The 12,999-nt window shown below is 40.0% G+C and carries 11 protein-coding genes; 8 read left to right on the top strand and 3 right to left on the bottom strand.

Going from position 1 to position 12,999, the window contains the following annotated elements:
• The first annotated feature begins 62 nt into the window (after positions 1 to 62).
• The 4 genes from NSQ11_RS14600 to NSQ11_RS14585 all read left to right on the top strand — a co-directional run bounded on the left by NSQ11_RS14600 (position 63) and on the right by NSQ11_RS14585 (position 6,973).
• A complete protein-coding gene (locus NSQ11_RS14600; protein WP_099496710.1) occupies positions 63 to 2,051 on the top strand; it encodes a methyl-accepting chemotaxis protein in 1,989 nt (662 codons plus the stop codon).
• 176 nt (positions 2,052 to 2,227) lie between these two features.
• Positions 2,228 to 4,204 (top strand): methyl-accepting chemotaxis protein, encoded by a 1,977-nt coding sequence (locus NSQ11_RS14595; protein ID WP_144610073.1) that lies wholly within the window; start codon positions 2,228 to 2,230, stop codon positions 4,202 to 4,204.
• 165 nt (positions 4,205 to 4,369) lie between these two features.
• The gene (locus NSQ11_RS14590; RefSeq protein ID WP_008344163.1) at positions 4,370 to 6,358 is read left to right on the top strand and encodes a methyl-accepting chemotaxis protein; all 1,989 of its coding nucleotides are present in this window, start codon (positions 4,370 to 4,372) and stop codon (positions 6,356 to 6,358) included.
• Positions 6,359 to 6,448: 90 nt separating this feature from the next.
• Positions 6,449 to 6,973, top strand: coding sequence for a type 1 glutamine amidotransferase domain-containing protein (locus tag NSQ11_RS14585; RefSeq protein ID WP_008344162.1), 525 nt, complete (start codon positions 6,449 to 6,451; stop codon positions 6,971 to 6,973).
• Between the two features lie 55 nt (positions 6,974 to 7,028).
• On the opposite strand, the gene NSQ11_RS14580 is transcribed toward NSQ11_RS14585, so the two are convergent.
• A complete protein-coding gene (locus NSQ11_RS14580) occupies positions 7,029 to 8,018 on the bottom strand; it encodes a Gfo/Idh/MocA family oxidoreductase (RefSeq protein ID WP_019743561.1) in 990 nt (329 codons plus the stop codon).
• 200 nt (positions 8,019 to 8,218) lie between these two features.
• Here NSQ11_RS14580 and NSQ11_RS14575 point away from each other — a divergent pair, with 200 nt between their 5' ends.
• The 4 genes from NSQ11_RS14575 (at position 8,219) to NSQ11_RS14560 (ending at position 11,423) form a co-directional block, all read left to right on the top strand.
• Positions 8,219 to 8,626 carry a DoxX family protein gene (locus tag NSQ11_RS14575; protein ID WP_135226211.1) on the top strand — a complete coding sequence of 136 codons (408 nt, stop codon included), beginning with the start codon at positions 8,219 to 8,221 and terminating at the stop codon, positions 8,624 to 8,626.
• A gap of 51 nt (positions 8,627 to 8,677) precedes the next feature.
• The gene (locus tag NSQ11_RS14570) at positions 8,678 to 9,820 is read left to right on the top strand and encodes an AI-2E family transporter (RefSeq protein ID WP_007500555.1); all 1,143 of its coding nucleotides are present in this window, start codon (positions 8,678 to 8,680) and stop codon (positions 9,818 to 9,820) included.
• Positions 9,821 to 9,944: 124 nt separating this feature from the next.
• Positions 9,945 to 10,778 carry an undecaprenyl-diphosphate phosphatase gene (locus tag NSQ11_RS14565; RefSeq protein ID WP_035390159.1) on the top strand — a complete coding sequence of 278 codons (834 nt, stop codon included), beginning with the start codon at positions 9,945 to 9,947 and terminating at the stop codon, positions 10,776 to 10,778.
• A gap of 171 nt (positions 10,779 to 10,949) precedes the next feature.
• Positions 10,950 to 11,423, top strand: a complete 474-nt coding sequence (locus tag NSQ11_RS14560; RefSeq protein WP_007500557.1) for a hypothetical protein — start codon at positions 10,950 to 10,952, stop codon at positions 11,421 to 11,423.
• A 41-nt stretch (positions 11,424 to 11,464) separates the two neighbouring features.
• Here the strand turns inward: NSQ11_RS14560 and bioB are convergent, their stop codons facing one another.
• A complete protein-coding gene (gene bioB, locus NSQ11_RS14555) occupies positions 11,465 to 12,460 on the bottom strand; it encodes a biotin synthase BioB (protein WP_017358975.1) in 996 nt (331 codons plus the stop codon).
• A 147-nt stretch (positions 12,461 to 12,607) separates the two neighbouring features.
• Positions 12,608 to 12,958: a hypothetical protein gene (locus NSQ11_RS14550; protein ID WP_003213146.1), complete on the bottom strand. Its 351-nt coding sequence runs from the start codon at positions 12,956 to 12,958 to the stop codon at positions 12,608 to 12,610.
• Positions 12,959 to 12,999 lie beyond the last annotated feature (41 nt).

Below are 12,999 nucleotides of genomic sequence, written 5' to 3'. Positions count from 1 at the left end.
CCCTCTAAAAATAAACCTTTCATCCGATAATAACTTTAGAGAAGTAAAGGGGGAAAGAGAAAATGGGAAAAATGATCCAATGGTTCAAAAAACCATCCATTTCTAAAAAATTAGTTATTGCCTTTTTGGTAGTCCTAATACTGCCAACTGTTGCACTGACCATTAGTGCGTTTTTCACATCAAAGACAGAGTTAGACAAACAGATTATGGGCAGTGCGATGAGTCAGGTCAATGCATTTGATACCTTAATCGATGAGAATATTGGGAACAAGGCAGAGGCTGTGACCCTGTTTACAGATGATCTCAAAGCGGCTAATCTTCAAGAAAAAAATAGAAAAGCTACCATTAAAGAATTGCAGCAATACGGAAAAATTAATGAAAAAGATGTCTCAGCCATTTATGCAGGTTCAGAAAAGGGCTTGTTCATGCAATACCCAGTTCAAAAAATGCCTGATGGCTATGATCCGAGAGAGCGTCCATGGTATCAAGAGGCCATGAGTGCTGATGGTAAACAAGTCATCACGAAGCCATACGTCGCAGCATCTACAGGTAAAATGGTCATCACCATTGCCCAAAAAACGAAAGATGGCTCAGGGGTAATTGGTCTTGATATGGAAATTGACAGCCTCATTCAAAAGCTAAAAGAAATCAAAATAGGTCAAAAAGGATATGCTTTCATCATGGAGAAGGATAAAACCGTGTTAGCAGATCCAACCCAAAAGGCTGGAAGCAAAGTCAGTGAGAATTTGGCGAACATTATTTTTAAAAACAAACAAGGAAACGGCAGCTATACACTCAATGGAACAGATAAAAAGGTGGCGTATGTCACCAATGAACTAACCGGCTGGAAAATCGGCGGAACGATGCTCGTATCAGAAGTAGAGGATGCAGCTAAACCCGTTTTCAATACAGCCATTATTGTGTTCAGTGTGACACTGATCGTAGCAGGAACCCTCATCTTCTTTATTGTCCGCTCTATTTCAAGTAGATTATCCAATCTTGCCCGTTTCTCGAAAAAGGTCAGCGATGGTGATTTACGTGATAAACTTCAGATTCAATCAGATGATGAAATAGGACAAGTTGGTAAAGGCTTTAATACGATGATTGACTCATTAAGATCCCTCATTGGTGCCGTCCAAACCTCCGTTGAAAATGTCGCTTCTTCATCAGAAGAACTGACCGCAAGCGCAGGACAAACAAGTAAAGCAACAGAGCATATTACATTAGCCATTGAACAATTCTCTACTGGTAACGAAAGCCAGAATGATAAAGTGGAATCAAGCTCAGAAGAGTTAGAAGAAATGAACAGAGGCCTTCAGCACATGAACGAGTCGGCTGAATCGATTACCGCTTCATCCATCAAATCAACAGAGATTGCAGGAGAAGGCGGACAGCTAGTAGAAAAAACCGCCTCTCAAATGAACGTGATTGATCAATCAGTGAAAAAAGCAGAGAATGTCATCAGTGCGCTGGAAAGCAAATCAAAAGATATTACCCAGATTCTTGGTGTCATTAATGGCATCGCAGATCAAACGAATTTACTTGCGCTGAATGCAGCGATTGAGGCAGCAAGAGCTGGCGAATCTGGTCGAGGCTTCTCCGTTGTAGCAGAAGAAGTAAGAAAACTTGCTGTTCAATCTGCCAACTCAGCGAAAGAAATTGAAAACTTAATCAAAGAAATCGTTCAAGATATTGATGTATCACAAGAAGTATTCACAGCAGTAAATCAAGAAGTTCAATCAGGCTTAAGCTTTACTGAACAAACGAAAGTCAGCTTCCACAATATTTTCGACATGACCAAAGAAATCTCAGATCAGCTCCAAACAATGAATCGAACAGTTGTCCAGCTGTCAAAAGGATCTGCACATGTTTCTGAGGCTGTCCGTGAGATTGCAGACGTATCACGTGAAAGCTCCGCCAATATTCAAGACATTGCCGCTTCAGCTGAAGAACAGCTGGCATCAATGGAAGAGATCAGCTCATCCTCTGCCACCCTATCTTCAATGGCAGAAGAATTACGTGATTTGATTAGCAAATTTAAAGTCGAATAAACAAAATGAAAAGAACCTCCAGCTAGGGGGTTCTTTTTTGAACTGAATATAACGAAAGAAATAGGTAAATATGCTTATTTTGATGAGTTTTCGAGCATTACACCTTGAAAAATAATCCGTATTACCTAAAAATAGAGGGGGATGATCCCAAATCATAAACCAAAAGGAGTAGAGTCATGAAAAAAATCAACTTTTTTAAGCACTTTACGATGTCAAAGAAATTAATTACTGCATTCTTAGCGATTCTCCTAGTGCCCATTCTTGTGTTGGCCGCATTTTCCTATGAAGTGGCGTCTAAGTCTCTCAATGATGAGATTATGTCTAGCGCTGCAAATGGTGTGAATCAATTAAATGAATTGATCAATAAAGATGTACAGCCTAAAATTGATATTGTTTCATATTTATCTAAATCGGTGAAAAAAAAGGAACTGGCCTCTAAAAATAAGGATTTACTTAAGGTGAAATTAGAGCAACTATCGGAAACAGACGACGATGTCGTAGAAGTATTTGTTGCAGATCAGAATGGTAAACTAACTGAATATTCAGAGATTCATAAAGGCAGTGCCAAAAGCGCAAAAAATGAACCATGGTTTCAACAATCAATGGGAGATGACAAACTCATCATTTCAGATCCTTTTACAGACAAGTCATCAGATGACCTGCTCATCACAATATCAGAACAGTTAGCAGATGGTTCTGGTGTCATTGGTATAAATGTACGATTGAACACGATTGTGAAAGATACAAACAGCATCAAAATTGGTCAAGAAGGTTATGCGTTTGTCGCTACCTCAGACCAACGTTACATTGCTCATAAAACGGAAAAGGCCGGGACGAAACTGACAGGCGATTTCATCGAAAAGATGTATCACAATAAAAAAGGCAGTTTCGAATATGAATTCAACGGACAGCCGAAGCAAATGTTTTATGACACAAATGAAGCGACAGGCTGGAAGCTTGCGGGAACAATGTATGTCAACGAAGTGAAGGAAGCCGCACAGCCAGTGCTTGACTTAACCATGATCATCCTAGCTGCTGCGATTGTCATCGGTGGAATCGCGATTTATTTTATTATTAAATCGATCCGAAAACCACTCATAGAGCTCTCTGAATCGGCTGAGAAAATCAGTCAGGGGGATCTCACCCAGCATATCGAGGTGCGCACTCACGATGAAATCGGCAAGCTTGCACAGAGCTTTAACGATATGTCGGCAAAGCTGAAACAAGTCATTCAAGCCGTCCAGAATTCAATTGAAAATGTTGCTGCCTCATCTGAAGAATTAACGGCTAGTGCAGGACAGACAGCCCAAGCGACTGAGCATATTACCTCATCTATTGAACAGTTCTCAAACAGCAATGAACATCAAAATGAGATGATCGAAAAAAGCTCTGTCCAGTTAAACGACATGGATCGAAGCTTATCACATATGGTCAACACGACTTCTCATATGATGGAATCATCTATTGAGTCTAGCAAAACCGCTCAGGCTGGTGGAGAGCTCGTTCAAAAAACAGCAGGTCAAATGCAAACGATTGAACAAGCAGTGAAAGAAGCAGAGCTTGTGATTGCAGGGCTAGAACAGAAATCTAAGAACATTACAAGCATTCTTGGAGTTATCAATGGCATTGCAGATCAGACGAACCTCCTTGCTTTAAATGCAGCGATAGAAGCAGCACGTGCAGGTGAGGCAGGAAGAGGCTTCTCTGTGGTCGCTGAAGAAGTCCGCAAGTTGGCAGAGCAATCAGGCAGCTCTTCAAAAGAAATTGAAAGCCTAACGAACGAAATCGTAGATGAAATTGAAAAGTCGCAGAAGATGTTTAGACAAGTAGCAGGTGAAGTTCAATCTGGATTAAACATTACAGATGAAACGAAAGTGAGTTTTGAGAAAATCACCCATAAGACATCAGAAATGACAGAACAAATGAAACAAATGAACGGGTCAGCCCAAGAACTTTCTCATGGCTCAAACGATATTTCACAAGCAGTCAATCAAATCAAAGAGCTTTCACGTGAAAGTTCCGCAGGTTTCCAAGATATTGCGGCTTCAGCAGAAGAACAACTGGCATCAATGGAAGAGATCAGCTCATCTTCCGCCACTTTATCTCAAATGGCAGAAGAACTGAGAGAGCTCATCAAACAATTTAAAATATAAGAGTCATAGTAGAACACCTGACGTTTTGACGTCAGGTGTTTTTCCGTTCTTTGCACATAATTTGGGTATTTTGGACTTATCTAGACTTTAATAAATTAAAAAAGTAAAGAACCTAGTAGTACTTCCGATATATATACTATCTTACTAAAAGGAGTTTTCTTTTTTATGAATTTCATACAGTATTTCAAAAAACCATCTATATCAAAAAAGCTCGTTTTCTCTTTCTTATTTATTCTTTTATGCCCAATTATCGTATTGGCATTCTCTTCATATCATACGGCGAGCACCTCTTTAAATGATCAAATCATGCAAAGTGCAAAGGAAAATGTAGAACAGCTGGACAAAAACATTACGAAGGTTGTGAAAGTAAAAACAGACGCAGCCGATTTCTTTAGCAAATGGATTACGAAGAAAAAGCTGGGGCAAAAAGGAACGACTGATATTCAAGGGCGCTTTGAGCAATTCATGAGCATGAATGATGACACAGAAGGCATCTTTGTTGCTTCAAGTGATGGAAAAGTGTTCTCAAGATATCCAAATCAAAAAATGCCTGCTGATTATGTCGCAACTGAGCGGGATTGGTACAAAGATGGCTGGGCGAAAAACGGTGAGCTGTCTGTTTCCGCTCCATACCCAACCGCATCAACTGGTACACTTGTTGTGACGATTTCTAAAAAACTAGAGGACGGTTCTGGTGTTATTGCCATGAACCTGGACATTGCGAATCTAGTAAAAGAGTCTAATAGTATCAATATTGGTAAAGAAGGTCATGCTTTTATCGGAAGCCCAGATCGAACATACGTGGCACATCCAACGAAAAAAGCAGGAACAAAATTAACAGGTGATTGGGTAGACAAGCTTTATACACAAGACAAAGGTTCAATGAGTTATATGTTTGAAGGGAAAGAAAAGCAAATGGAGTTCACAACAAACAAAGCGACTGGTTGGAAAATTGCCGGTACAATGTTTGTCAGTGAAGTAGAAGAAGCGGCGCAGCCAGTCTTCAACATGGCGGCCATTATATTAGCTGGTGCGCTCATCATTGGCGGTATTCTCATCTTCTTTATCATCCGTTCTATTACAAAACCACTTTCCATGCTTGTCTCCTCTTCTAAGAAGATTAGCGAAGGAGATTTAACAGAAAAAATTGATGTTAAATCAAAGGATGAAATTGGTCAGCTCGGTACAAGTTTTAATGAAATGAGTGAGTCACTCAGAGACGTCATCCAAGCTGTACAGACATCTGTTGAAAACGTGGCGTCATCGTCTGAAGAACTGACGGCAAGTGCAGGTCAAACGACAAAAGCAACCGAACATATTACATCATCCATTGAAACATTCTCGAACGGAAACGAAAATCAAAGTGAAATGGTGGAACAAAGTGCAGCCCACTTGAAACAAATGAACGAAGGGCTAAATGAAGTTGCACAAACATCTGATGTCATTACAGAATCATCGGTTCAATCAAAAACAGTCGCAGAAACAGGCGGACAGCTTGTTGAACAGACAGTTGGCCAAATGAAAACGATTGATCATTCAGTGAAAGAAGCTGAAAGTGTGATCAACGGATTAGAGCATAAATCAAAAGATATCACCAACATTTTAGGTGTCATTAACGGTATAGCAGATCAAACGAATTTACTGGCTCTGAATGCAGCCATTGAAGCAGCACGTGCGGGCGAGTCAGGCAGAGGCTTCTCGGTTGTAGCAGAAGAAGTCCGTAAGCTGGCGGTTCAATCATCAGATTCTGCAAAAGAGATTGAAAAACTCGTCAAAGAAATTGTCTCTGAAATAGAAACGTCTCAAAATATGTTCAAATCTGTGAATGAAGAAGTAAAAAATGGCCTATCAATTACAGACCAAACAAAAGAAAGCTTCTCACAAATCAATCAGCAAACGGCAGAAATTGCGACAAGAATCAATGAAATGAATACGACAGTTCGTGAGCTTTCAAAAGGATCTGAGCAAATTTCTAAAGCAGTGAATGAAATTGCAGATGTATCGAGAGAGAGTTCAGCAAGTATTCAAGATATCGCAGCATCAGCAGAAGAACAGCTGGCATCAATGGAAGAGATTAGTTCTTCTTCGACGACGCTTTCCCAAATGGCGGAAGAATTGCGTGACTTAATTAAAAAATTCAAGATCAGTGAATAATGGAAAGTGGTTCTCCTCAAGGGGAACCGCTTTTCTTTTTAAGAGATGATCTCGTACAATAGAGGAAATCCGAAGAAAAGGAGAGATGTTATGCGTTTATCAAATAAGAAGGTCATTGCGTTAGTCAGTGATGATTTTGAAGATTTAGAGCTATGGTATCCCGTTTTGCGATTAAGAGAAGAGGGGGCAACTGTCCATCTCGTAGGCGAAAAAGCAGATCATGAATATATCGGGAAGTACGGAGTGCCGGCTGTATCAGATGCAGACTTCTATTCCATTCAAGCAGATGATTATGATGCGGTTCTCGTTCCTGGGGGATGGGCGCCCGATAAACTGCGCCGATATCCAGAAGTATTAGACATCGTTCGTACGTTTGATGCAAAGGGCAAACCGATCGGACAAATCTGTCATGCCGGCTGGGTGCTCATTTCAGCTGGTATCCTGAAAGGTAAAAAAGTAACGAGTACACCTGGTATTAAAGATGATATGACGAATGCTGGAGCAGAATGGTTTGATGAAGCCGTTGTGACAGATGGTCATATTGTATCTAGCAGACGCCCGCCGGACCTTCCGCCATATGTGAAAGCATTTGCCGATGTATTAGCGGCAAACTAGATTCACATGAACAAACAAAGGGCTGTAAAACGCCCTTTGTTCATTCAATGCCTCATTACATTTGTCTGTCGGCTGGATAGATAATGCCCATTTGTCTTCTCGCCTCGTCCATGACGGACATGGTTTGAACGGATAAGGCAAATGTATTGATTGGAGACTGTCCCTTTTTTTGCTTGATGCATTGAATGAAGTGATCGATTTCATAATACATAGCCGGTTGATCATCTTTGATAGAAATATCGGTTTGCTGTCCATTCCGATCATGGATGATGATACGAGAAGGGCGATGGAATTGATCAATCACCATCGTGGCATCCTCCCCTTGAATTTCAGCAGATACATGAGATGTTGAGATTTTTGAATGGAAAAGAAGTGCTTGATGTCCTTCATATTGTAAAAGTAATGAACCGCTCCCATCTACTCCAGAAGAAAGTGTATAGCCTCTCGCGGTGATTTGATGTGGCAGCCCGAATAAATAAATGATGGGAAAGACAAGATACACGCCGATGTCCATTAAGGAGCCATTGGATAATTCCGGCTTAAAAGCATTTGGAATCTCACCGTTTCGGTAGGCATCGTATCTTGAGGAATATTTACAGTAATGAGCGATCACTTGCCGAATGGGGCCTAGTTGATCAAGATGCTGTTTGATTTGAAGAAAATTCGGCAGAAATGTGGTCTTCATCGCTTCCATTAAGCACACCTGATATTTTTTCGCAGCAGCAATCATTTCTTCAGCCTCTTTCCGGTGAGAGGCCAATGGTTTTTCACATAATACATGTTTTTGATGCGCCATCATCAGCATCGCTTGCTCTTTGTGAAGGGCGTTTGGACTTGCGATATACACAGCATCAAACGCATCACTTGCCGCCATTTGTTGTAAATTAGTAAAGACGGTATCAATGCCATACTTGTCTGCAAATGCCTGTCCTTTTTCAGCAGACCGAGAATAGACGGCCGTACATGTAAAATCCGCCACTCCTTCACCAGCCTGTAAGAATCGATCTGTAATCCAATTCGTTCCGATGACAGCAAATCGAATCATCACATTCCCTCCTTCTGCTTTTCTCTGATTATACATGCTTTGAAAGCGTTTGTATGAAAGAATCTTCTTTTTTATTGAAAAGCGGATGAAACCTTTACCTTAGCTGATGCGTCTTACATAAAGAATATAAATGTACGAAAAGTGGATAGTTTCCTCCTTCATTCGGGTAATACTTGAGAAGGAGGGAGGAGGAAACGAACATGAAGCGCATCCTACATATAGGAAGTACATACGCATTCGCGCTTTTATTTATAGCAGCCGGTGTTTTTCATGTGATAGAGCCAAGCGGCTTTGCCCGCATGATGTCTGGATGGCCATTTCCCTATGGCATCATTTATGCCACCGCATGCTTGGAATGGCTGCTGGCCGTATTACTGCTTCTTCCAAACGTAAGGATTGTGGCAGCAAAAATGATCGCTGTCTATCTGGTGCTCATTTTCCCTGCGAACCTATTTGCTGCGAGAGAAGGGATTCCATTTCCAGGGCAAGAGAGCACAGAACAAGCCTTGTTATGGATGAGATTAATCGGACAACCGATTTTGATTGGATGGGCCATGTCCATTGCGAAACATGAAAAAAAAGCTAAAACAATGATCACAAAAAGATGATCAAGTAGTGTACAATTTACTAATAAAATAGCCCGTGTTTGGAGGAAAGATATGAATTCTATGCAAATGTGGAGCAGTCGATTTAGAAAATTTTTTCTTGATAACAAGTTTGTTCTCTTTTTACTCATCCTGCTATTAATAGGGTTGAATATCCTTGTTTTCATGAAAGCATCTTTTATTTTCACACCGCTCATTGTACTCATCAAAACCATTGCCTTACCGATTATTTTAACGGGGGTTGTGTATTATTTATTAAATCCAATTGTGAATTTATTAGAGAGATTTAAGGTCAAACGGATCTTTTCGATTTTGCTTTTATATATCGTCATTATTGGGATCATTACAGTGACCATTGTATCTATTATTCCTTTTTTACAAGCACAAACGATGAGTCTGTTTCATAATCTGCCAAAATACGTTGATACGGTAGAAGAACAGATTAGACAATTAACTGGAAGCAACTTTATTAGTCAAGTGCAGAAAACGATGAACTTTAACGTCTCTGAATTGGTGAGTAAAGCGTCAAGTCAAGCGACGAAGATTTTGGAAAGTACTTTTACCGGAGTCGGCACTTTCTTAGGGGCGCTTACTGAAATTATCATCTCGATCGTGACGGTTCCGTTCATTCTGTTTTATCTATTAAAAGACGGCAAAAAACTGCCTGACTATTTCTTGAAATTTATCCCGAATAAGTTTAGAGACCATACTCATATCGTGCTTCACGAAATGAACCATCGTCTAAGTTCTTATATACGCGGGCAGATCATTGTCAGCTTCTGTATCGGTATTCTTCTTTTAATTGGCTATATGATTATTGGACTTGACTATGCGCTGCTGCTGGCGATTATTGCGGCATGTACAAGTGTAGTGCCATACCTTGGTCCAACCATTGCGATTACACCAGCGATTGTGATTGCGCTTGTGACATCACCAGTGATGCTTTTAAAACTCATCATTGTCTGGACAGTGGTTCAACTTATTGAAGGGAAATTCATTTCTCCTCAGGTCATGGGGAAAAACCTTCATATCCATCCGATTACGATTATTTTTGTTCTATTAACAGCAGGTAAATTGTTCAGCGTCGTCGGCATCATTGTTGCGATTCCGACGTATGCCGTTCTGAAAGTGATCACGACCCACCTGTTTGATTGGTTCAAAATGCGATCCAATTTGTATAAAGAAGAAAAGGTTTGATGTCATAATCTTTTTTAGAAAAAAATATAGTATCATAAAGACGAGCTTTCGAAAAAGAAAGCTTGTCTTTATGTGGACATAGATGTTTGCCTTCAAAAGATCAGAATTGAAAGGAAAGAAAATCATGAATCTATGGGATTTATTCGTGGCACTGGTTTTAGGAATTGTCGAGGGATTAACAGAGTATGCACCTGTCTCGTCTACAGGGCATATGATCATTGTTGATGATCTTTGGCTAAAATCAAAAGACATCATTACGCCAGAGGCTGCAAACACATTTAAAGTCGTGATTCAGTTAGGTTCTATTTTAGCTGTCATGATCGTGTTCAAAGATCGTATTTTGAACTTATTAGGCTTAAAGAAAAATATCACAGAAGAACAAAAACGCAGCGGACATAAGCTGACCATTGCTCAAATTGCTGTTGGACTCGTCCCAGCCGTCATTTTAGGATTCTTATTTGAAGATTATATTGATAAATATTTGTTTGATGTGAGAACGGTCGCTGTCGGTTTGATTTTAGGGGCTGTGCTGATGCTTGTCGCTGATTGGATCAATAAACGTAAAACAGAAACAAGCTCTGTGGATAATATGACGTACAGACAAGCGCTGTATATCGGGCTATTTCAATGTTTAGCACTATGGCCAGGCTTCTCGCGTTCAGGTTCTACAATAGCAGGTGGTGTTATTCTTGGACTGAATCACCGAGCGGCGGCTGACTTTACGTTTATTATGGCCATGCCGATTATGGCGGGAGCAAGCCTCTTAACACTTGTTAAAAATGCCGAATATTTAACAACAGACATGCTTCCATTCTTTATTGTGGGCTTTGTGAGTGCGTTTATTGTGGCTCTCTTTGTTGTTCGATTCTTCCTAAAACTGATTAATAAAATCAAACTTGTGCCTTTTGCGATCTACCGAATCATCCTAGGTCTGATTTTATTCATCATGTTTATGTAATGATGGAAAACTACTCTTTTAAAAGAGTAGTTTTTTTGTTGTTTTGCTCTTTTAAACAGTAAAAACAGCCTCTTAATTGGTAGAAAAAGAAGTTTTTTCTTAAATTAGTGTTTAAGTGACAAAGAAAAGGGTAGTACATAAACATACCAATTAAAGGAGGAGTTAGAAATAATGAGGAAAACAAGTAAATTTTTTGTTAGCTCTATGATTGCTACGTCAATGGTTGCTGTCCCTTTATCTCTTACGACTTTTGGTCAAAAGGCTGAAGCTGCTACGACAACAGGTGTCGATGGAAGTGTCTCGATTGATCCAGTAGCCATTGCCGATAAAATTGAACAAGCAGTAAAATCATCTCAAAATCGTGATGGATTTGTAAAAAATGCGGCATACAGTGCATTCTATGAAGCAGGTCAAAATTACAACGTAGTTGTTCAAAACTTAAGCCAAGATCATGATTTTAGCGGACTGAACAATGTTGTTTATTATGATAGTGTTGAATATGACGGCATTACGTTTGGTATTTGGGTATTTGAAGATGGTACGTTTGTCAACAATGGTGACGGGGGCTATATTAACTGGACTTTTGTTGGCAGCTTTGACCGCGAAGAAGGAAGCGGTACTGTCGATTTCCATAAAAGATTCTAATCTCAACGTCAAAAGTCTGCCGATTCATCGGCAGACTTTTTTTAAAGCGCACATTCTTCTATTTCAAAACCTAAATCTTCAATGATGTGATGATCGGTTTGAACTTGCTGTCCTTTTGTCGTTAAATAATCGCCTACAAAAATAGAGTTCGCTGCATATAATGCGAGAGGCTGAAGCGTTCGTAAATTAAACTCTCTTCCCCCAGATACTCGAATTTCCTTAGCCGGGTTGATAAATCGCATCAGTGCCAAAACCTTCAACGCTTTGATTGGATGTGTACGTTCTTGATGTTCAAGAGGCGTTCCTTCAATTGCATGGAGAAAGTTGACGGGAATCGAATCCGCATCAAGGGCTCTAAGCGCAAAAGCCATTTCGACAATTTGTTGATTGGTTTCGCCCATTCCAATAATAACCCCTGAACATGGTGACATCCCTGACTGTTTGACCTTCTCAATGGTCGATACGCGGTCATCATACGTATGGGTCGTTGTAATTTGAGCATGATGATCTTGATGTGTATTGAGATTATGATTATACCGATGAACACCCGCTTCCTTCAGCCGTTTCGCTTTTTCTTCATTTAATAACCCAAGGCATGCACACACCTTCAAAGGCATCGTCTCAGTAATTTCCTTTACTGCTGCGGTGACTTCATCTAATTCACGGTGCGAAGGTGCTCTCCCGCTTGCTACAATACAATAAGTCCCCGCTTTTCTTTTTAACGCCTCACGCGCACCGGCCACAATGGTTTTTTGGTCAAGCATTGTATATCTCTCAAGCAGAGCTGTTGAAATCACCGATTGTGAACAATACCCGCAGTTTTCAGGACAATATCCGCTTTTGGCGTTAAAGATCATATTTAATTTCACCTTTTTTTGAAAAAAATGAAATCTCACCTGATAAGCAGCATGCATAATAGGCAGCAACTCTGCGTCGTCTGCTTCAAGAATTTTTAGACCTTCTTCCATCGTAATTGGTTCATCATTGATGGCTTTCTTCACGATCGTTTCCCAAGACAAAGACGTTATTTTTCCCATCATAAGCCCCTCTCAATATGTAAACTTATTTTTATTAAAAGTTAACATAATAGATAGAGATTGGCAAGCACTGGTAAGCGGCTTAATTAAAAAACACAAAAAGGCGATGAACATGTAGTCATCGCCTTTTCATATGAAAAAAATCGCTTAACGAACAGTAATATAGTTAATGACGAGCTCACCTAGTGAATTATAGTAAGACACTGTAACAGAACCGCGTTGTACAGCACGGATCCAAGTGAAATTTGGAGCAGTTTGGTCTAATTGAATGGCATACGTTGCGCCTGAGACAGAAATTTGGCTAGCTGGAAGTGAGACAGCAATTGAAGAACCTACAGTAAGTGTGCGGTTCACTGTAATCACTTTATTCATAATAGGAGCTTTTGCTATAACTGGTTCTTTAGGCTGTGCAGCTGCATGAGCACCTTCAGTTTGGAAGAACGTAAGAGCACCTAAAGCAGCTAAAGACAATGTACAAGCTTTCATTAATTTTTTCATCGGTAACACTCCTTTTTTTGGTATATACATATATTAATAAT

This window comes from Bacillus sp. FSL W7-1582 (genome assembly GCF_038593325.1).
Taxonomy (GTDB): Bacteria; Bacillota; Bacilli; order Bacillales; family Bacillaceae; genus Bacillus; species Bacillus altitudinis.
The sequence above is the reverse complement of the archived record's forward strand: the minus strand, read 5'-3'. Positions and strand labels throughout refer to the sequence as shown.